The sequence below is a fragment of the Pseudomonas sp. DWP3-1-2 genome (assembly GCF_049896285.1).
GTDB lineage: Bacteria > Pseudomonadota > Gammaproteobacteria > Pseudomonadales > Pseudomonadaceae > Aquipseudomonas.
In genome coordinates, this window is the sequence record NZ_JAFCTZ010000010.1 from 55,284 (window position 1) to 76,008 (window position 20,725).

General features: G+C 58.0%; 19 protein-coding genes. 5 read left to right on the forward strand and 14 right to left on the reverse strand.

Annotation, left to right across the window (positions count from 1 at the left end; translation table 11 throughout):
* Positions 1 to 156 precede the first annotated feature (156 nt).
* Positions 157 to 807: a 23S rRNA (uridine(2552)-2'-O)-methyltransferase RlmE gene (gene rlmE, locus ACP7B0_RS19130; protein WP_426143158.1), complete on the reverse strand. Its 651-nt coding sequence runs from the start codon at positions 805 to 807 to the stop codon at positions 157 to 159.
* 104 nt (positions 808 to 911) lie between these two features.
* Here rlmE and ACP7B0_RS19135 point away from each other — a divergent pair, with 104 nt between their 5' ends.
* Positions 912 to 1,220, forward strand: a complete 309-nt coding sequence (locus ACP7B0_RS19135; protein WP_426143159.1) for a YhbY family RNA-binding protein — start codon at positions 912 to 914, stop codon at positions 1,218 to 1,220.
* Positions 1,221 to 1,241: 21 nt separating this feature from the next.
* Here ACP7B0_RS19135 and ACP7B0_RS19140 read toward each other — a convergent pair whose 3' ends face one another.
* From ACP7B0_RS19140 to grpE, 8 genes are all read right to left on the reverse strand, one after another.
* Entirely contained in the window at positions 1,242 to 1,634 is a 393-nt protein-coding gene (locus ACP7B0_RS19140; RefSeq protein ID WP_426143307.1) for an MFS transporter, read from the reverse strand.
* A gap of 28 nt (positions 1,635 to 1,662) precedes the next feature.
* On the reverse strand, positions 1,663 to 2,139 hold the full coding sequence (greA, locus tag ACP7B0_RS19145) for a transcription elongation factor GreA (protein ID WP_426143160.1): 477 nt from the start codon (positions 2,137 to 2,139) through the stop codon (positions 1,663 to 1,665).
* Positions 2,136 to 5,357, reverse strand: coding sequence for a carbamoyl-phosphate synthase large subunit (carB, locus tag ACP7B0_RS19150; protein ID WP_426143161.1), 3,222 nt, complete (start codon positions 5,355 to 5,357; stop codon positions 2,136 to 2,138). Before carB ends, greA begins: the two co-directional genes overlap by 4 nt.
* A gap of 118 nt (positions 5,358 to 5,475) precedes the next feature.
* Positions 5,476 to 6,612, reverse strand: coding sequence for a glutamine-hydrolyzing carbamoyl-phosphate synthase small subunit (gene carA, locus ACP7B0_RS19155; protein ID WP_426143162.1), 1,137 nt, complete (start codon positions 6,610 to 6,612; stop codon positions 5,476 to 5,478).
* 274 nt (positions 6,613 to 6,886) lie between these two features.
* The gene (gene dapB, locus ACP7B0_RS19160) at positions 6,887 to 7,690 is read right to left on the reverse strand and encodes a 4-hydroxy-tetrahydrodipicolinate reductase (protein WP_426143164.1); all 804 of its coding nucleotides are present in this window, start codon (positions 7,688 to 7,690) and stop codon (positions 6,887 to 6,889) included.
* Between the two features lie 22 nt (positions 7,691 to 7,712).
* Positions 7,713 to 8,849, reverse strand: a complete 1,137-nt coding sequence (gene dnaJ, locus ACP7B0_RS19165; protein ID WP_426143165.1) for a molecular chaperone DnaJ — start codon at positions 8,847 to 8,849, stop codon at positions 7,713 to 7,715.
* A 324-nt stretch (positions 8,850 to 9,173) separates the two neighbouring features.
* Complete coding sequence (gene dnaK / locus ACP7B0_RS19170; RefSeq protein WP_426143167.1) at positions 9,174 to 11,093, reverse strand: molecular chaperone DnaK; 1,920 nt, start codon at positions 11,091 to 11,093, stop codon at positions 9,174 to 9,176.
* A 103-nt stretch (positions 11,094 to 11,196) separates the two neighbouring features.
* Positions 11,197 to 11,760 (reverse strand): nucleotide exchange factor GrpE, encoded by a 564-nt coding sequence (gene grpE, locus ACP7B0_RS19175; RefSeq protein ID WP_426143169.1) that lies wholly within the window; start codon positions 11,758 to 11,760, stop codon positions 11,197 to 11,199.
* Between the two features lie 273 nt (positions 11,761 to 12,033).
* Between grpE and recN the strand changes: the two genes are divergently transcribed.
* Complete coding sequence (recN, locus tag ACP7B0_RS19180) at positions 12,034 to 13,707, forward strand: DNA repair protein RecN (protein ID WP_426143170.1); 1,674 nt, start codon at positions 12,034 to 12,036, stop codon at positions 13,705 to 13,707.
* Positions 13,708 to 13,872: 165 nt separating this feature from the next.
* Here the strand turns inward: recN and fur are convergent, their stop codons facing one another.
* A complete protein-coding gene (gene fur, locus ACP7B0_RS19185; protein WP_065836130.1) occupies positions 13,873 to 14,280 on the reverse strand; it encodes a ferric iron uptake transcriptional regulator in 408 nt (135 codons plus the stop codon).
* 98 nt (positions 14,281 to 14,378) lie between these two features.
* On the opposite strand from fur, the gene ACP7B0_RS19190 reads away from it, so the two are divergent.
* Positions 14,379 to 14,900: an outer membrane protein assembly factor BamE gene (locus tag ACP7B0_RS19190; protein WP_426143171.1), complete on the forward strand. Its 522-nt coding sequence runs from the start codon at positions 14,379 to 14,381 to the stop codon at positions 14,898 to 14,900.
* Positions 14,901 to 14,968: 68 nt separating this feature from the next.
* On the opposite strand, the gene ACP7B0_RS19195 is transcribed toward ACP7B0_RS19190, so the two are convergent.
* Genes ACP7B0_RS19195 through ACP7B0_RS19205 form a run of 3 tightly spaced genes read right to left on the reverse strand, consistent with a single transcriptional unit; the run spans position 14,969 to position 17,127 of the window.
* Positions 14,969 to 15,289, reverse strand: coding sequence for an RnfH family protein (locus ACP7B0_RS19195; RefSeq protein ID WP_426143173.1), 321 nt, complete (start codon positions 15,287 to 15,289; stop codon positions 14,969 to 14,971).
* On the reverse strand, positions 15,282 to 15,716 hold the full coding sequence (locus ACP7B0_RS19200; protein WP_426143174.1) for a type II toxin-antitoxin system RatA family toxin: 435 nt from the start codon (positions 15,714 to 15,716) through the stop codon (positions 15,282 to 15,284). The genes ACP7B0_RS19195 and ACP7B0_RS19200 overlap by 8 nt, the downstream gene beginning before the upstream one ends.
* A 7-nt stretch (positions 15,717 to 15,723) precedes the next feature.
* A complete protein-coding gene (locus ACP7B0_RS19205; RefSeq protein WP_426143176.1) occupies positions 15,724 to 17,127 on the reverse strand; it encodes a sodium-dependent transporter in 1,404 nt (467 codons plus the stop codon).
* A gap of 113 nt (positions 17,128 to 17,240) precedes the next feature.
* Between ACP7B0_RS19205 and smpB the strand changes: the two genes are divergently transcribed.
* On the forward strand, positions 17,241 to 17,723 hold the full coding sequence (smpB, locus tag ACP7B0_RS19210) for an SsrA-binding protein SmpB (RefSeq protein WP_426143178.1): 483 nt from the start codon (positions 17,241 to 17,243) through the stop codon (positions 17,721 to 17,723).
* 134 nt (positions 17,724 to 17,857) lie between these two features.
* Here smpB and ACP7B0_RS19215 read toward each other — a convergent pair whose 3' ends face one another.
* The gene (locus ACP7B0_RS19215) at positions 17,858 to 18,625 is read right to left on the reverse strand and encodes a GntR family transcriptional regulator (protein ID WP_426143180.1); all 768 of its coding nucleotides are present in this window, start codon (positions 18,623 to 18,625) and stop codon (positions 17,858 to 17,860) included.
* A gap of 401 nt (positions 18,626 to 19,026) precedes the next feature.
* On the opposite strand from ACP7B0_RS19215, the gene ACP7B0_RS19220 reads away from it, so the two are divergent.
* The gene (locus ACP7B0_RS19220) at positions 19,027 to 20,724 is read left to right on the forward strand and encodes a lactate permease LctP family transporter (protein WP_426143182.1); all 1,698 of its coding nucleotides are present in this window, start codon (positions 19,027 to 19,029) and stop codon (positions 20,722 to 20,724) included.
* The last annotated feature ends 1 nt before the right edge of the window (position 20,725 follow it).

Below are 20,725 nucleotides of genomic sequence, written 5' to 3' on the forward strand. Positions count from 1 at the left end.
GCAGGAGCGTGCCTCGCATGATATTCACCGGCCTAACTTACTACAGAACCTACAGATGTGGCAGGCGCCGTCTGTAACCCTTTGTGAAACTTTGACTACAGCATGTTCGTTTATGCTGCAACCGCTGGGCCATTTGAAAAAAACTATCGGGCCGCTTCAATAGCGCTCGATGCTTTCCGAGCCTTCAATCCCCCGGAAACCCCGACCCAGCAAGTACTGCTCACGGGAACGATCGCGGGATGACTCGGGCTTACGCATCTGAACCTTGTCGAACAGCTTGCGGATGTCTTTGTGATACTGATCAAAGCCTTCCCCCTGGAAAACCTTGATCAGGAAATCACCGCCAGGCCGCAAAACCCGCCCCGCCAGATCCAGAGCCAATTCGCAAAGAAACATGGCGCGCGGCATGTCGACAGCGCTCAATCCACTCATATTGGGGGCCATATCGGAAATCACAAGGTCTACTTGAGTATTACCGACAGCTTCCAGGATCTGTGCGAGGACTGCATCTTCCGTAAAGTCCCCTTGAATAAAGGTCACATCGGGGATGCTGTCCATTTCCAGGATGTCGGAAGCGATCAGGCGGCCCTGGCCACCGATCAGACGACTGGTCACCTGTGACCACCCGCCCGGCGCCGCGCCGAGGTCGATCACGGTCATGCCAGGCCGGATGATTTTATCCTTCTCCTGGATCTCCAGAAGCTTGTAGCTGGCGCGAGAGCGGTAACCGTCCTTCTGCGCCATTTTGACGTATTTATCGTCAAAGTGTTCTTTGAGCCAGTTATGGCTTGTCTTGGATCGGGCCACGGGGCACCTCAAAAATAAACGAGTCGTGATTAACTGGGCGGTCCCGGACTCGCTCGGGTAAACTGGCCGCCGCTTTTTACAAGATCAGACGCAGGGGTCAGATTATGCCGCTCACTCAGGAGCAGAAGAAACAGTACAAATCCATTGGCCACCATCTGAAACCGGTATTGATTGTGGCTGACAATGGTTTGACTGAAGGTGTGTTAGCAGAACTTGAACGCGCATTGGGCGATCACGAGCTGATTAAAATCAAGCTCAACATCCTTGAACGCGAAAGCCGTCTTCAGGCCATTGCAGAACTGTGCAAGGCCGGTAAAGCGGATCTCGTACAGGTCATCGGCAAGATGGCGCTGATTTATCGCAAGAACCCAAAGGTAAACAAGCTGTTGTCCAACGTCCATCGCGCCGTTTGATGCAACAAGGCCAGGGCCGCGCTAGCGCGGCCTGCTGCTCCTTCCGGGCAATGGCTGCAAAACCAGCAACACGCCAGACAAGCCCAGCACCAGATAGCTCCATAACTGCAGATGCAGCGCATCGGGCATCCAGTGACGCAATCCAAAATAGCTGACCGAGGCTAACAGTGCGATCAGCAACAGCTGTCCGCGCAGGTCCAGCCACATGCTCGAAATACCGTCTGCACCCACCAGAACCGCCATCTGAAGCATTGCGCATACCGCCGCAAAACCCACCAGCACAGCCCCGGAAAAATTGGCAAACTCATGAATCAGCAACGGTGCCAGGCCGGTCTGATCCAGCACCGCCAACAGCCCCAGAAGCAGCACCATCAGGCCGCCCACCCACAACGTCTGGGTGAGCTGCCAGATGATCGCGCCCATTGTTAACGGGCGCTTCAGATCAGATGTGCCTGACTTCGACAATCTCGTACTCGATGACGCCGCTTGGCGTCTTGACGGCGACTACGTCGCCCTCTTCCTTGGCGATCAATGCCCGAGCAATAGGCGAGCCTACCGAAATCTTGCCTTTCTTGATGTCTGCCTCGTCTTCACCGACGATCTGGTAGGTCACCGACTCATCCGTTTCGACGTTGGCAATTTCCACCGTCGTGCCGAAAATCACCTTGCCGGTATGCTCGATCGTCGTCACATCAATGATGACCGCATTCTGCATGCGGCCTTCGATATCCCGGATCCGCGCCTCAACCATGCCCTGCTGTTCGCGGGCGGCGTGGTACTCGGCGTTTTCCTTGAGGTCTCCCAACTCACGTGCGGTGCCGATGTCCGAGCTGAGCTTGGGACGTACCACCTTGGTGAGATGTGCGTGTTCTTCTTCCAGGGCGCGAGCGCCCTGGACGGTCATTGGATATTTGATCATGCCTTCAACCCTGCATGTAGATCCTGCAAGCGGCGCACGGTCTTTTCCGGACCGAACTTGAGCGCTTCACAGATAGCCTCGCCTGCAGCAATGGTCGTGGTGCAGTAAATCTTGTGCTGCAAGGCATTGCGGCGGATGGAGTAGGAATCAGCGATCGACTGACGCCCTTCGGTGGTGTTGATGATCAGGGTGACTTCGTCATTCTTGATCATGTCGACCACATGCGGACGGCCTTCGGTCACTTTGTTGACGCGACGGACTTTCAAGCCGGCCGCTTCGATAAGCTTGGCGGTACCGGCCGTCGCGACGACCTCGAAGCCCAGGTTGATCAGGTCGCGGGCGACACCGGCGACCAGTGGCTTGTCATCGTCACGCACGCTGATGAAGGCCGTGCCACCGGTCGGCAGGACTTCGCTGGCGCCCATCTGGGCCTTGGCAAAGGCTTCACCGAAGGTGTCGCCGACGCCCATCACTTCACCGGTGGATTTCATCTCGGGACCGAGGATCGGGTCAACGCCAGGGAACTTGGCGAACGGGAACACCGCCTCTTTCACACTGTAGAAGTTCGGGATGATTTCCTTGGTGAAGTTCAGCTCTTTCAGGGTTTTGCCAGCCATCACGCGCGCGGCGATCATTGCCAGGGAAACACCGATGCACTTGGACACGAACGGCACAGTACGGGATGCACGCGGGTTCACTTCGATGACGTAGATATCTTCGCCCTGCAACGCCAACTGCACGTTCATCAGGCCAACGACACCCAGCTCCAGAGCCATTTTCTTGACCTGCTCGCGCATTTCGTCCTGGATATGCCCAGGCAACGAGTAAGGCGGCAGCGAGCATGCCGAGTCACCGGAGTGAACACCGGCCTGTTCGATGTGCTGCATGATGGCACCGATAACCACATCAGTACCGTCGCAGACCGCATCAACGTCCATTTCTATGGCGCAATTGAGGAAGTGATCGAGCAGGACCGGGCTGTCGTTGGAGACTTTGACCGCGTCACGCAGGTAGCGCTTGAGTTCTTCTTCTTCGTAGACGATTTCCATCGCCCGACCGCCCAGCACGTAGGAAGGACGCACCACCAGCGGGTAGCCGATCTTGCCTGCCGCACGGATGGCTTCGTCTTCGCTGCGCACCGTCGCGTTTGGCGGCTGACGCAGGTTGAGGCGCTCGACCATGTGCTGGAAGCGCTCGCGATCCTCTGCACGGTCGATCGCGTCAGGGCTGGTACCGATAATCGGCACGCCCGCTTCTTCAAGGGCACGAGCCAGCTTCAACGGTGTTTGACCGCCGTACTGAACGATCACGCCTTTTGGCTTCTCGACGCGGACGATTTCCAGCACGTCTTCCAGGGTCACTGGCTCGAAGTACAGGCGATCCGAGGTGTCGTAGTCGGTGGACACGGTTTCCGGGTTGCAGTTGACCATGATGGTCTCGTACCCGTCTTCGCGCAGGGCGAGTGCCGCGTGCACACAGCAGTAGTCGAACTCGATACCCTGGCCGATACGGTTAGGACCGCCGCCGAGGATCATGATCTTGTCGCGGGTCGTCGGATTGGCTTCGCACTCTTCCTCGTAGGTCGAGTACATGTAAGCGGTGTCGGTCGAGAACTCGGCCGCGCAGGTGTCAACGCGCTTGTAGACCGGGAACACTTCCAGCTTGTGACGATGGCGACGCAGGTTCTTCTCGGTAACGCCCAGCAGCTTGGCCAGACGCGCATCGGAGAAGCCCTTGCGCTTGAGACGGTACATCATGTCGCGGTCGATAGCCGCCAGACCAAGGGTCTTGATCTTCTCTTCGTCCTTGATCAGATCTTCGATCTGCACGAGGAACCAGGGATCGATCATGTTCATGGCGAAGATTTCTTCGACGGTCATGCCGGCACGGAACGCATCGGCGACGTACCAGATGCGCTCGGCACCCGGCACGGTCAGCTCACGCTTGAGCACACCCATGCTTTCCGGGTTGGCCAGATCCAGTTTCGGGTCGAGACCGCTGACACCCACTTCAAGACCGCGCAGGGCTTTCTGCAGGGATTCCTGGAAGGTGCGGCCGATGGCCATGACTTCACCGACCGACTTCATTTGCGTGGTCAGGCGTGCATCGGCCTTGGCAAATTTTTCGAAGGCGAAGCGTGGCAGTTTGGTAACCACGTAGTCGATGGACGGCTCGAAAGACGCAGGAGTCTTGCCGCCGGTAATTTCGTTTTGCAGTTCGTCGAGGGTGTAACCGATGGCCAGCTTGGCGGCGACGCGAGCGATAGGGAAACCTGTCGCCTTCGAAGCCAGGGCCGAGGAACGCGACACACGCGGGTTCATCTCGATGACGACCATGCGGCCCGTATCCGGACAAATACCGAACTGGACGTTCGAACCACCGGTTTCCACGCCAATCTCACGCAGCACCGCCAGCGAGGCGTTGCGCATGATCTGGTATTCCTTGTCGGTCAGCGTCTGGGCTGGCGCAACCGTGATGGAGTCGCCCGTGTGGACACCCATCGGATCGAAGTTCTCGATGGAGCAGACGATGATGCAGTTGTCCTTTTTGTCGCGGACCACTTCCATCTCGTACTCTTTCCAGCCGATCAGGGATTCGTCGATCAGCAGCTCTTTGGTCGGCGACAAGTCCAGACCGCGGGTGCAGATTTCTTCGAACTCTTCACGGTTGTAGGCGATACCGCCACCCGTGCCGCCCATGGTGAACGACGGACGGATAATGCACGGGAAGCCGAGCTTTTCCAGAACCGCGTAGGACTCTTCCATGCTGTGGGCAATGCCCGAGCGCGGGCAATCCAGGCCGATGGACTTCATGGCCTTGTCGAAACGCGAGCGGTCTTCTGCCTTGTCGATGGTGTCGGCGTTCGCACCGATCATTTCGACGCCGAACTTCTCCAGAACGCCTTCACGCTCAAGATCCAGTGCGCAGTTCAGCGCAGTCTGGCCACCCATGGTTGGCAACAGCGCATCAGGACGTTCTTTTTCGATGATCTTGGCAACGGTCTGCCATTTGATCGGCTCGATGTAGGTCGCGTCCGCCATGGACGGATCGGTCATGATCGTCGCGGGGTTGGAGTTCACCAGGATGACGCGGTAACCCTCTTCGCGCAGGGCTTTGCAGGCCTGGGCGCCAGAGTAGTCGAACTCACAGGCCTGGCCGATCACGATGGGGCCGGCACCAAGAATCAGGATGCTTTTAATGTCTGTACGTTTTGGCATGGGTTGTCACTCGAATACGTAGGTCTGCTTCTCTGCGATGGCTGGGCGGCCTTTGCCGGACGACGAGTCGTTCGGGGCCTGCCCAGTCACCTGCGCGTTACATGCTCAAGGCAACCGGTCAGCGTCGCTTGGCCATCGCTTCGATGAAGCGATCAAACAACGGAGCGACGTCGGTCGGACCCGGGCTCGCCTCAGGGTGACCCTGGAAGCTGAAGGCGTCCTTGTCGGTACGCTCGATGCCTTGCAGGCTGCCGTCGAACAGCGATTTGTGAATCGCCCGCACGTTGCCCGGCAGGGTCGCTTCATCCACCGCAAAACCGTGGTTCTGGCTGGTGATCATGACAACGCCTGTGTCCAGGTCCTGAACCGGATGGTTCGCACCATGGTGACCCAGCGCCATCTTGATGGTCCTGGCGCCAGAGGCCAGCGCCAGCAATTGGTGGCCCAGGCAAATACCGAAGACCGGCACGTCCGTTTCCAGCACATCCTTGATGGCCTGGATGGCATAGTCGCAAGGCTCCGGGTCGCCGGGACCGTTGGACAGGAATACGCCGTCCGGATTCATCGCGAGCACATCGCTGGCGGGTGTCTGCGCGGGAACGACGGTTACGCGGCAGCCGCGCTCGACCAGCATGCGCAGGATGTTCAGCTTGACGCCGTAGTCGTAGGCCACGACGTGGTATTTCAAATCGCTGGCTGGAATCTCGGGGCAGCTGTCGGTTTTCAACGACCAGACGCTGGAGCGCCATTCGTAGCTTTCCTTGACGCTGACGACTTTCGCCAGGTCCATGCCCTTGAGGCCCGGGAAGCCGCGTGCTGCTGCGATAGCGGCTTCGTCCGAGATGTCGTCGCCGGCCAGGATGCAGCCGTTCTGAGCCCCTTTCTCACGCAGAATGCGGGTCAGGCGGCGCGTATCGATCCCTGCAATGGCGACAACGCCGTTGGCTTTCAGGTAATCGCCGAGGGACATTTTGTTGCGCCAGTTGCTGGCTACCAGCGGCAGATCACGAATGACCAGACCGGCTGACCAGACACGGTCCGATTCGGCGTCTTCCGGCGTGGTGCCGGTATTACCGATGTGCGGATAGGTCAGCGTGACGATTTGTTGGGCATAGGAAGGATCGGTAAGGATTTCCTGATAGCCGGTCATGGCAGTGTTAAACACTACCTCACCAACGGTTTGACCGTCGGCTCCAATGGCTTCGCCGCGAAAAATGCTGCCATCAGCAAGGGCGAGTATGGCTGGCTTAGTCAAGAAGACCTCCCGTAAGTAAAGCCTGAAAGGGCGTTCGCAGGTTGCAAAAAAGCGGAATGACGTATAGACACGTCACCCCGCTTTCTTATCGAATCATCTGCGCGCTTTTAGTGGACACACTAAAGCTGTAGCTTACAGAAAAGCCCTGTTTTGGTCTACCGGCAATGAGCCTAAAAGGCGAGGAAATGCGACAGAAGTTCCCTTGACGAGGGTGAAGCAGGGCCGAAATTCACGTCAGACGTCAATTCGACCCTCGTTTGCGTGATCAGGACGATCAACGCAGGTCCAGCACGTCCTGCATGTCATACAAGCCTGGCTCGCGCCCTTCAAGCCAGAGAGCAGCCCGAACAGCGCCTTTGGCGAAGGTCATGCGGCTGGATGCCTTGTGCGTGATTTCCACGCGCTCCCCGTCCGCAGCAAACAACACCGTGTGATCCCCAACGATATCGCCCGCACGAACAGTCGCGAAACCAATGCTTTGGCGATCACGCGCGCCGGTTTGCCCTTCTCGTCCGTAGACCGCGACTTTCTTCAGATCTCGGCCCAAGGCATCGGCAACCACTTCACCCATGCGCAGCGCAGTACCGGATGGCGCATCAACCTTGTGACGGTGGTGCGCCTCGATGATTTCGATATCGACATCATCGCCCAGCACCCGCGCGGCAGTGTCGAGCAATTTCAGGCACAGGTTCACACCCACACTGAAGTTCGCTGCGAACACAATCGGGATGTCCTTGCCCGCTTCGGCCAGACGCTGCTTTTCTTCCGCACTGAAACCCGTGGTGCCGATGATCATGGCTTTGCCGGCCTTGCGGCAGAACGCCAGATTCTTCAGCGTCACAGACGGATGCGTGAAATCGATCAGCACGTCGAATTCATCGACAACCTTGGCCAGATCACCGCACAGTGGCACGCCAATCCGACCCAGTGCAGCCAGCTCGCCGGCATCGGCGCCCACCAACGTGCTGTCAGGACGGTCGATCGCGGCGGTCAAACCCGCACCCGGCGCCAACTGGACGGCCTCGATCAGGATCTTGCCCATGCGCCCGGCGGCGCCCATTACAGCTATACGTCGCATGTTTAGCCCCCGTTAAAAACGCTTACAGATCACCGAAGAAACGCTTCACACCGTCGAACCAACCGGTGGCTTTCGGCGAATGAGAGCTGTCGCCTTCGAGCGTTGCGCGGAACTCTTCAAGCAATTCGCGCTGACGACGCCCCAGATTGACCGGAGTTTCCACCGCCACACGACACATCAGGTCGCCAGCGCCGCCGCCACGAACCGGAGCAACACCCTTGCCGCGCAAGCGGAACTGCTTGCCGGTTTGAGTACCCTCGGGAATCTTCAGCTTGACGCGACCGTCCAGCGTTGGCACTTCCAGCTCACCGCCCAGTGCGGCGTCCGTGAAGCTGATCGGCACTTCGCAATACAGATGCTTGCCGTCACGCTGGAATATCGCGTGCTCACGCACGTTGATCACGACATAAAGATCGCCGGTCGGACCACCTTGAGCACCCGCCTCGCCTTCGCCTGACAGACGAATACGGTCGCCGGTATCAACGCCTGGCGGCACTTTTACAGACAGGGTCTTGTATTCCTCGACACGGCCTTCGCCATGACAGGAATCACAGGGGTCGGAAATGATCTTGCCGTGACCATGACAGCGCGGGCAGGTCTGCTGCACAGAGAAGAAACCCTGCTGCATGCGCACCTGACCAATACCGCCGCACGTCGGGCAAGTGACCGGGGAAGAACCTTTCTTCGCACCCGAGCCATCGCACGGCTTGCAGTTGACCAGCGTTGGCACACGGATATTCACCGTGGTGCCGCGCACCGCTTCTTCGAGATTCAGTTCGAGGGTGTAACGCAGATCACTGCCGCGCTGAGCGCCGCCACGACCACCGCCACCCCCGCGCCCGCCACCGAAGAAGTCGCTGAACACATCGCCGAATATATCGGAGAAGTTTGCGCCCCCCGCACCGCCGCCGAAACCGCCGCCACCCATGCTTGGGTCTACGCCGGCATGACCGTACTGATCATAAGCTGCGCGTTTGCTGGCATCGGAAAGCACTTCGTAGGCCTCATTGGCCTCCTTGAACATATCTTCCGATGCTTTATCGTCAGGGTTGCGATCCGGGTGATGCTTCATCGCCAGACGACGATAAGCCTTCTTCAGGTCGGCCTCGCTGGAGCCTCGCTCCACCCCCAATACTTCGTAATAGTCACGCTTTGCCATAATTCTTCCGCACTCTTGAGGACGTCCGGCAAAACCCTCCTGAGCCTTGCCAAACTCGTTGAGCCCCATACAGGCCCGGACCCAACTCACGTCAATTCAACGATCCTGGTCTTCGTCAACAGCCGGTCGCCCGGCCGAGAAAGCGGCAGAACAAGCCGCATGCAGGAGCATCGCGGCCTTGCCACAGGGCTCGCGCAGTCAAGCCGCAAGCCATCAAAAATTCGTCTGTTCCAGACACGCCAACGCGGGAGCAAGCTCCCGCGCGGCGACATCCTACCAGTGACCACTTGAAAGCGGTCAACTGGCGTTCAAGTGAGCCTGCGCTTACTTGTGGTCTTTGACTTCTTCAAACTCTGCATCGACAACGTCATCGGCCGGCTTGCCGTCTTCCTTCGCAGCCTGTGCGCCAGCTTCAGGTTTTTCAGCCTGTTCGGCGTACATTTTCTGGGCAACCGGAGCCGACACCTTGGACAGCTCTTCAACCTTGGCTTCGATGACAGCCTTGTCGTCGCCTTTGATGGCGGCTTCCAGAGCAACCACAGCCGCTTCGATCGAAGTTTTCTCTTCAGCGGTCACTTTATCGCCAGCATCGCTGATCATCTTGCGAGTCGAGTGAACCAGGGCGTCGCCCTGGTTACGGGCTGCTGCCAGCTCTTCGAACTTGCGGTCTTCTTCCGCATTGACTTCAGCATCACGAACCATTTGCTGAATTTCTTCCTCGGACAAGCCGGAGTTGGCCTTGATCACGATGGACTGCTGCTTGCCGGTCGCCTTGTCTTTGGCGCCTACGTGCAGGATGCCGTTGGCATCGATGTCGAAGGTCACTTCGATCTGAGGAACGCCACGTGGTGCAGGTGGAATCTCGGCCAGGTCGAACTTGCCCAGGGACTTGTTCTGAGCGGCTTGCTTACGCTCGCCCTGCAGAACATGAATGGTCACTGCGCCCTGATTGTCGTCGGCTGTCGAGAACACCTGGGATTTCTTGGTAGGAATCGTGGTGTTCTTTTCGATCAGCGCGGTCATCACGCCACCCATGGTTTCGATACCCAGGGTCAGCGGGCTGACGTCCAGCAGCAGAACGTCCTTCACGTCACCGGCCAGAACCGCACCCTGGATAGCAGCACCCATGGCCACAGCTTCGTCCGGGTTGACGTCTTTACGCGCTTCTTTACCAAAGAACTCGGTAACCAGCTTCTGCACCAGCGGCATACGGGTCTGACCACCGACCAGAATCACGTCGTTGATCGCGCCGATGTCGATACCCGCGTCTTTCAGCGCGATGCGGCATGGCTCGATGGTGCGCTGAACCAGGTCTTCAACCAGCGATTCCAGCTTCGAACGAGAGATTTTCACGTTCAAGTGCTTAGGACCGGTGGCGTCTGCAGTGATGTACGGCAGGTTCACGTCAGTCTGCATGCTCGAAGACAGTTCGATCTTGGCTTTTTCAGCGGCTTCTTTCAGGCGCTGCATTGCCAGCGGATCACCCTTGAGGTTCATGCCGCTTTCTTTCTTGAACTCGTCGACGAGGTAGTCGATCAGGCGAATGTCAAAGTCTTCACCACCCAGGAACGTGTCACCGTTGGTTGCCAGAACTTCGAACTGGTGCTCGCCATCGACTTCAGCGATCTCGATAACCGAAACGTCGAAAGTACCGCCACCCAGGTCATAAACGATGACGGTGTGGTCGCCTTTCGCCTTGTCCATACCGTAAGCCAGAGCGGCTGCGGTAGGTTCGTTGATGATACGTTTTACGTCCAGACCCGCGATACGGCCGGCGTCCTTGGTCGCTTGACGCTGGCTGTCGTTGAAGTAGGCCGGAACAGTGATGACCGCTTCAGTCACAGGCTCGCCGAGGTAGTCTTCGGCGGTTTTTTTCATTTTCTTCAGGATTTCGGCAGAAATCTGAGGAGGTGCCATTTTCTGGCCGTTGACCTCAACCCAGGCATCGCCGTTGTCAGCCTTGACGATCTTGTAAGGGACCATCTGGATGTCTTTCTGAACAACTTCTTCTTCAAAGCGACGGCCGATCAGACGCTTAACCGCGTACAGGGTGTTGTGCGGGTTGGTGACTGCCTGACGCTTGGCCGACTGACCGACGAGGATTTCACCGTCGTTGGCGTAAGCAATGATCGAAGGCGTGGTGCGGGTGCCTTCGGCGTTTTCGATAACTTTTACGTTACCGTTTTCCAGAATGGAGACGCAGGAGTTGGTGGTCCCCAGGTCGATACCGATAATTCTGCCCATGTTTTGACTCTCCCGAAATTTGGATTTGGTTGCCACAACTGCACTTACACGTTGCGGTAGCTCTTAAACGCTTGGCCTATAAATGGGGGCCAGACAGCTGATTTCAAGCCTGCTCGTCAATTGACGGCTGAACAGGCGACGGTGCCTTGCTGACCACGACCATCGCGGGGCGCAGCAGACGACCGTTAAGCTGGTAACCCTTCTGAAACACTTTCAACACACTGTTCGGTTCGACATCCGCACTTTCCTGCATGGCCATTGCCTGATGGTGCTCGGCATTGAATGGCTGGCCGTGAGGCTCGATTGGCTCCAACTGATAACGCTTGAGGGTGTCGTGGAACATCTTCAACGTCAGCTCGATACCTTCACGCATCGGGCGAATGCTCTCGTCGTTTGCATCGGACAGCTCAAGGCCGCGCTCGAGGCTGTCGACGATCGGCAACAAATCGCCAGCGAATCGTTCGAGCGCGAATTTGTGTGCTTTTTCGACATCCTGCTCTGCACGGCGGCGGACATTCTGCAAATCCGCAGCCACTCGCAGGGACTGGTCTTGTGCCGCAGCCAATTGCTCTTCAAGCATCTGCACACGAGTTACCAATTCTTCACCTGAAGCCGCCTCGGCAGCCTGGTCCTGGGTCTGCGCATCCAGATTCTGTTCGTCAGCCATAGATTTCTCCTTTCAAAAACGTCCGCGAGCTCAACTCGCGCTTCTGCCCCTCTATATGGGAGCGGATTTTTCAGCTTCAAGGGCAAAATGCATGAGATCGAGCAATACCCCTACGAAATTTCTGACATAAGCCAAGTCCTTATGGCGCTTGAGAAAATGCCGGGATGGACTAAAAAAAATTGCACCCGGACGGAACAGGGCTGAAGACCGCCATTGTCACCGGCAAATAAAATACTGTATAAATAACCAGACAAATCGCCTGGGAGCCACTCCATGCTGGTGCACCTTTCCGTACACAACTACGCCATCGTTGAACATCTCGATCTCGAGCTGGACCGAGGCATGAGCGTAATCACCGGCGAAACCGGTGCCGGCAAATCGATCATGCTCGATGCGCTGGGCCTGACCCTCGGGGATCGCGCCGACAGCGGAGTCGTTCGTCCCGGCGCGGACAAGGCCGATATCCTGGCCACATTCGATCTGGCCGACATTCCCGAGGCCAGCGCCTGGCTTCAGGAGCGCGACCTGGACAACGACGGCCCGTGCATCCTGCGCCGGGTCATCACGGCCGAAGGGCGCTCGCGGTCTTACATCAACGGCACGCCCTGCCCGCAAGGTGACTTGAAGGCCCTCGGCGAATTGCTGATCGACATCCACAGCCAGCACGAGCATCAGTCGCTGCTCAAGGCCGATACACATCGGCGCCTGCTGGACGAGTACGCCGGCGCGACAGATCTCGCACGCCAGGTTCAGCTGGCCGCACAGCGCTGGCGGCAAACGCGACAGGAGCTTGACCGGTTATCCAATTCCGGTGACGAGCAGCGTTCACGCCACCAATTGCTGAGCTATCAGCTCGAAGAGCTTGAAAGCCTGAGCCTGGGCGAAAACGAACTGGAGCAGCTGGAGCAGGAACACAAGAACCTGACCAATGCTGAGAGCCTGCTGAGCATCTGTCGCCAGGTGGTTGAACAATGCAGCGAAAATGACTCCGGCAACGTGCTCAATGCACTGACCGCCAGTCTGCATCGCTTGAGCAGCGTCAACGATTCACCTACGGCGCTGAGCGAAGCCACGAATCTGTTGTCCAGTGCGCAGATTCAGGTCGAAGAAGCCGTCGGCGAACTGAACCGGTTCCTTGATCACTTCGATGCCGATCCCGCCCGCCTGCAGCAACTGGAAGAGCGTCTCGACGTCATTTACACCCTGGCGCGAAAACACCGTATCCAGCCCACTGAAGTGGCCACCCTTCAGCAAAAGCTGCTCGACGAAATCGAAACACTGAATGCCAACGACGAAGCCATTGAGCGCATGGAAAACGAGCTGGCCGCCTTCGCGCGACATTACAAGGAAAAGGCTCGAGAGCTAAGCGACCTGCGGCATCGCGCAGCGCCTGCGCTGGGCCATGCGGTCGAGCAGGAAATTCAGCGCCTCGGCATGCCCGGCGGGCGTTTCAACATCGAGTTGCGCGTCAATGCCGAGAAAGAACTGCTGCCCAATGGCTTGGAAACGGTGGAATTTCTGGTCAGCGCCAACCCGGGTCAACCGCTCAAGGCTCTGGCCAAGGTCGCCTCAGGCGGTGAACTTTCGCGAATCAGCCTCGCAATCCAGGTCATCACTGCACAGACATCACGCGTGCCGACCCTTGTGTTTGACGAGGTGGATGTGGGCATTGGCGGCCCGACGGCCGAGATTGTCGGCCAATTGTTACGACGCCTGGGGGATCGCGGCCAGGTGATGACCGTGACGCACCTGCCGCAAGTCGCGGCACAAGGACACCAGCACCTGTTCGTGCACAAGGTTCGGGACAGTGATGTCACGCGCACCGCCGTGTCGAAGCTCAGCAAGACCGAGCGCATTGAGGAAGTGGCAAGAATGCTGGGCGGTATCGACCTGACCAAAGAGTCCCTCGCCCACGCGAAGAAGATGGTGGTCACGGCCAAGAGCTGAGGCCATGCGGGGCCTGTTGGCGAGGCTTGCCCGCGAACCAGGCGCGTCTGCGGACCAGACCCGCCGCGCTATTGCCCTTCGCGGGCAAGCCTCGCTCCAACGAAAAAGAATAGAACGCACAAAGGCGACCCTAGGGTCGCCTTTGCTGCTGCATCAGAAAAAGATTTACACCTTTTTCTTGCGCACGTAGAGCACCAAGTTGTGATCCACCAACTCGTAACCGTGCTTCTCGACAATCGCCTTCTGAAGCTTCTCGATTTCTTCTTCGAAGAACTCGATCACCTCACCAGACTCCACATTGACCATATGGTCATGGTGGCCGCCGTCAGCCAGCTCGAATACCGCATGACCGCCGTCGAAATTGTGGCGAACCACCAATCCAGCGGCTTCGAACTGAGTCAGTACACGGTAAACCGTGGCCAGACCGACGTCCTCGCTAGCCTCCATGAGCGCCTTGTAAACATCCTCCGCGCTCATGTGACGCTGCTCGGCGGAATCGAGCATCTGTAGAATTTTGACCCGTGGCAGGGTCACCTTTAGTCCGGCCTTTCGTAGTTCGCTATTTTCAACCATGGTCAGCTTTCTCGCAGACGCTGCTTCGCAGCTTCTCTTAATGCAGGTATGATCGGGGTTTACGTTGTCCCAGCCAAGATAGTGGAAGTCGCCCACCGATGCAAAACACCAAGCTCCTGCTAACCAGTTTCACCCTTGTGGGACTGCTCGCACTCGCCGGTTGTTCATTCCCCGGGGTTTACAAAATCGACATCCAACAGGGCAATGTCGTCACGCAAGACATGATAGACCAGTTACGCCCCGGAATGACCCGACGGCAAGTACGGTTTATCATGGGCAATCCCTTGCTGACCGACACATTCCATGCGGATCGCTGGGATTACCTGTACAGCCTGCAGCCTGGAGGTGGTGAACGCCAGCAAGAGCGCGTCAGCGTAATCTTCAATGGCAATGACCAGCTCGTCAGCCTGTCCGGCGACTTCATGCCGGGCGTAAGCCGCGACGAAGCCATCCTGGGCCAAGGCAGCGACACGACGGCACCTGCCGGCAATGTCGAGCAGCCGAAAGCCGAAGAGCCTGCCAAGCCAGGTTCGTTGCTTGAGCAGATCCAGCAAGACGTGGACAAAGTCAAGACCGTGCCGGTCCCGACTCAGGAACCGCTGGAAACATCGCCGCAATAACAGTCAGCATTGCGACAGCAAAAAGCCCGGCATGCCGGGCTTTTTAGTGTCTGCAGTCTGGCGAATGTCTAGCCTTGCTCTCTTTCCTGCCGAGTTTTCGCCGCTTTGGCTGCACGCAAGCGCCGGACTTCCTTGGGGTCAGCCAGCAACGGGCGGTAAATCTCAATCCGCTCGCCCTGCTTCATAAGGCGCTGTTCAGCATCCGCCACAACTTTTCCGAAAATACCCACAGTGCATTGCGACAGATCCAGCTCAGGAAACTGCGTGCCAATGCCGGACAACAGCAATGCCTGTCGCAACGTCGTGCCCACAGGTACTTCTACGCTGAGCAATGACTGACGATCAACGGCCGCATAAACCACCTCGACCCTCATCACCCCTTCAGCCATGCAGTTCTTTCGCTCGCTGGCAAAATGCGTCAACCAGCGTGTTGGCAGCCTGGTTGAACAGCGGCCCGAGCGTGGCGCGGACAATCGGCCCTGCATAGTCGAAGGAAAGGTCCAGACTGATCTTGCAGGCTTTTTCGCCCAGCGGCTTGAATGTCCAGACCCCGTGCAACTGATTGAAGGGCCCTTCCACCAGATCCATCACAATCGACTGCCCCGGCACCAACGTATTTTGCGTTACAAAATGTTGGCTGAGACCGCCCTTGGCAATTTCCAGGCTGGCGCGCATGCGCCCCTCGCTCTCCTCCAGCACTTTCGCTGAAGAACACCACGGCAGGAACTCGGAATAGCGGGCTACATCGTTTACGAGGTCGTACAAAGCCTGAGCCGGATAAGGCAAAAGCGCGGAGCGTTGAATATGCGTAGTCATGTCAGCGTCACTTCCAAAGCTGAGCGGCAAACACAACAAGAATGCCGACCGGCGCCACATAGCGCATCAAAAAGAACGTCAAGGAGAAAAGCACCGGGCTGCGGATCGACAATTCGTCACGCACCGCCTCACGACCCATCACCCAACCTGCGAATACCACAAAACACAATCCACCCAGCGGCAGCATGATCCGCGAAGTGAAGAAATCGATGACACCGAAAAAGTCCAGACCTCCGGCTGCGCCCCACTGATAGAGATGGAACATGCCGCCATCGTTCACGAAAAATTTGGCCTGCTTCCAGATATTGAACGAAAACACCGTCCCAAGACCCACGAACCAGCAACTGAATGCGAGCCAGAATGTCACCCAGCCGCGGCGGATTTTAGTCCGCTCGACCAGATAGGCAACCATTGGCTCAAGCAGGGAGATTGCCGAACTCCAGGCGGCTACGGCCACCAGGACAAAGAACACTACGCCCATCAGTTGCCCGAACGCCACATTGCCAAAGGCAAACGGCAAGGTCACGAACATCAGGCCGGGCCCTTCGCTCGGGTTCAGGCCCGCAGCAAAGACGATGGGGAACAGCGCCAGCCCCGCCAACAGCGACACAAACGTATCCAGCAAAGCGACCCCGACAATGGTGCCGGAGATCGACGAGCTCTTGGGCATATAAGCGCCATAGATCATGATCGAGCCAACCCCGACGCTCAGGGAAAAGAACGCGTGCCCCATGGCCGGCAGCAATCCGTCGAGCAACCTGGACGGGTTGAAGTCGAACATGAAATGGACACCCTCCATGAAATGCCCCGTGGTCAGGCTGTAACCCAACAGGATGAGCATCAGGACAAACAGCAGCGGCATCATGATCCGCAGGCTGCGCTCAAGCCCGGCGACCACACCTTTGGCGATCACCACCGCAGAAAGCAGCATGAAGACCGTGTGCCACAGCGCGAGACGCCACGGATCAGCAATGACATTCCCGAAATAGCCGCCGACCTGGTCCGCCGTCACGCCCTGAAAGTCGCCGCGCCCCATGTCGATGATGTAATCGAAGGACCAGCCGCCCACCACACTATAAAAAGAGAGGATCAGCAGCGCGGTGATCATTCCGGCGAAAGCGCCCCAGGACCAGCGCGTGGAGTGTCCGGCCTCGGTCGCCAGAACCCTCAGCGCATTGGCAGGGCTCAAGCGCGAGCGTCGACCGATCAGGGTCTCGGCCAACATGACTGGAACACCAATCAAGGCGATGCAGGCGAGGAACACCAGCACGAACGCACCGCCACCGTAGACGCCGACCATATAGGGAAACTTCCAGATACTGCCCAAACCCACGGCAGAACCGGTTGCTGCAAGAATGAATACCCAGCGGCTTGCCCAGCCGCCATGGACCGAAACCTTGTCCGTCGACATTGTTGACACGCCCACACGAAAAAGAGGCGCATTGTCCGGGATTCAATCAACCTGCTCAAGCACGCAGGTTCCCCGTAGCCGATATCGAAGCGAGTCCCTATAATGCGTCGCCTATGGCTAAGCTCAAGAAAAACCCCACAGGGACCATCGCGCAAAATAAAAAGGCGCGTCACGATTACTTCATCGAACACAAGTTCGAGGCCGGTCTGGTCCTGGCTGGCTGGGAAGTAAAAAGCCTGCGTGCCAACAAGGTGCAGCTGGTTGACAGTTATGTGCTGCTCAAAGATGGCGAGGCCTGGCTGATGGGTAGCCACATCTCACCGTTGACGACCGCCAGCACTCACGTCATCGCTGACCCGACACGCACCCGTAAACTTTTGCTGAACCAGCGTGAGCTTGAAAAGCTCAACACGTCGGTGCAGCAGAAAGGCTACGCCTGCGTGGCCCTTTCCCTGTACTGGAAAGAGCACTTGATCAAGTGCGAAATTGCGCTGGGCAAGGGCAAGAAGGAATACGACAAGCGCCACACCGAACGCGAACGCGACTCCGATCGCGAACTGCAACGGGCCGTGCGCAGCAAGGGCAAGGATGATTAGGCTGCAGGCCTGATTATTCGTTGAGGCCGTGGGACCGGCTTTAGCCGGGAAGGCTGCATGCCTGACGAAGCAGATGCCTCGACGGTACGGGCTTTTTCACGGCTGAAGCCGGTCCCGCGGGTAGATTCCGTTTATCACATTCCATTACGCCGCTCGGCCCGAGCGGTGCGTTGCACTTGCTGCCGCACTTCCTCCAGGACTTCCTGCACGTACATCAGATGCCTGCTGGACACTTCACGTGCGTCCTCGCCTCGCCCCTCGATGATCGCCAGATACAGCTCGCGATGCTGACTGATCAGCATGTCCCGGGTTTCCGTGCGTTGTTTGTACATCCCGCCGATATTGATCACCACGTTGCGCTTGAGCAGATCGAACAGCCCGCGAATCGTATGCAACAACACGGCATTGTGGCTGGCTTCGGCAATGGCCAGGTGAAAGCTGGCATCGGCCGCCCCTTCCTCGGCGCGACTGACCTCGCCTTGCCTCGAATAGCAATCCTGCAATGCGTCGAACGCCAGACGCAGCCGCTCGCGATCCACATCGGTGGCGCGCATCGCAGCGTAATAGGCGCAAGAGGCTTCCAGGGTGTGGCGGAATTCCAGCAAATCCCGCTGAGCGTCCGGGCTGCTTTCCAATAAATGCAGCAAGGGATCGCTGAAGGTCGACCCCAGATTTTCCACGACGTAGTTACCGCCGCCCTGACGACTGATCAATAGCCCCTTGGCCGTCAGTTTCTGGATGGCTTCACGCAGTGACGGTCGGGAAACACCAAACTGTTCGGCAAGCGCGCGCTCGGCGGGCAGACGCCCACCGGACTTCAGCGTGCCCTCCAGAATCATTCTTTCGAGCTGCTCGACAATATCGTCAGACAAACGGCGCTGACGCACCTGATCAAAACCCATAAACCCTCGCTTTACTTCCCCGAGCACATGTCGGGCCACCTATTCTTGCTGATTAACGCTGCACGGGCACCCCTCAGATGCGGCTGAAATAACCCGGTACACACTGCTTTTCCATCCGTATCCGACGAAAATCGTAGCAAGGCAAATTGACACACTACAGCCAAGGCTTTTACCCTAGCGCTTAGACATTGTAAATTGGTATTACCAATTAGCCAATGCCAGCGTTTGGTGGCTAACCTCCTCAGCGCTGCAAGACCTTTCCTGAGAAAGGCTTGAGCTGGTGAGCTGTGCGATTCGTTCGTCAGCATCGGCAAGACGTTGGCTTCAATAACGTCGAATCGAAGCCGCGCACGTGAACACGGAACACTGGGCCTAACCAAAAACAATTAGGGGCCACCTATATGCAGACCTGGCAACAACTCTACCTACCTCTGGGCAGCCTTGGCCTTTCAGCCGCCGCTGCGCTCATCCCTATCGTGTTCTTCTTCCTGGCCCTGGCGGTTTTCCGGCTCAAGGGGCATATCGCGGGCAGCATCACATTGGCCTTGTCCGTGCTGGTGGCAATCTTTGCGTTCAAGATGCCAGCCGACATGGCCCTGGCTGCAGCCGGGTACGGGTTCGCGTATGGCTTGTGGCCCATCGCGTGGATCATCGTCGCCGCGGTTTTTCTCTACAAACTGACCGTCAAGAGCGGCCAGTTCGAGATCATCCGCAGTTCGGTCATGTCCATTACCGATGACCAGCGTCTGCAAGTGCTGCTGATTGGCTTCTGCTTCGGGGCTTTCCTGGAGGGTGCTGCCGGTTTCGGCGCTCCCGTTGCCATCACCGCGGCGCTGCTGGTTGGCCTGGGGTTGAACCCGCTTTACGCCGCAGGCCTGTGCCTGATTGCCAACACAGCACCTGTGGCATTTGGCGCGCTGGGCATTCCCATCATTGTGGCGGGCCAGGTTTCCGGGATCGACCCCTTCAAGATCGGTGCAATGGCCGGCCGTCAATTGCCGCTGCTGTCGCTGTTCGTGCCGTTCTGGCTGATGTTCATGATGGACGGCGTGCGTGGCGTCAAAGAAACCTGGCCAGCGGCATTGGTGGCAGGTTTGAGCTTTGCGATCACCCAGTACCTGACGTCCAACTACATCGGCCCGGAATTGCCGGATATCACGTCAGCACTGGTTAGCCTGGTCGCTCTGACCCTGTTCCTCAAAGTCTGGCAGCCACAGCGCGCTGCGGATTCGGAGTTTGTGGTCGCCACAGCCGGTGGCGCCGCCGTCATGGGCAGCGCGGGCGGTTTCGGTCAGCCGCGCAGTCAGGTCAAATCCCCGTACACCATGGGACAAATCCTCAAAGCCTGGTCTCCGTTTCTGATCCTGACTGTCATGGTCACCATCTGGACCTTGAAACCGTTCAAAGCCATGTTCGCAGCGGGCGGCGCCATGCAGGCATGGACACTGAACATCGCCATTCCGCACCTGGACCAACTGGTCATGAAGGGCGCGCCGATTGTCGCCAAGGCGACGGCGATGCCAGCTATCTACAAGTTCGACCTGATCGCCGCATCCGGCACAGCGATTCTGTTCTCGGCCATTCTGTCGATGATCGTGCTGAAGATCAGTGCGGGTACTGGTCTGACCACTTTCAAGGAAACGCTCAAGGAACTGCGCTGGGCCATCGTGTCCATCGGCATGGTGCTGGCTTTCGCCTTCGTCATGAACTACTCGGGCATGTCGTCCACGCTGGCACTGGTATTGGCCGGCACGGGCGCAGCCTTCCCGTTCTTCTCACCGTTCCTGGGCTGGCTGGGCGTATTCCTGACCGGTTCCGATACGTCGGCCAACGCACTGTTCGGTTCGTTGCAGGCCACCACCGCGCACCAGATCGGTGTCAGTGATGTGCTGATGGTCGCGGCCAACTCCAGCGGCGGCGTGACGGGCAAGATGATTTCGCCGCAGTCCATCGCCGTTGCCTGCGCCGCCACCGGGCTGGTGGGCAAGGAATCGGACCTGTTCCGCTTTACCCTCAAACACAGCTTGTTCTTCGCGACCATCGTGGGTTGCATCACGTATGCCCAGGCTTACTGGTTCACGGGCATGCTGGTTCACTGAT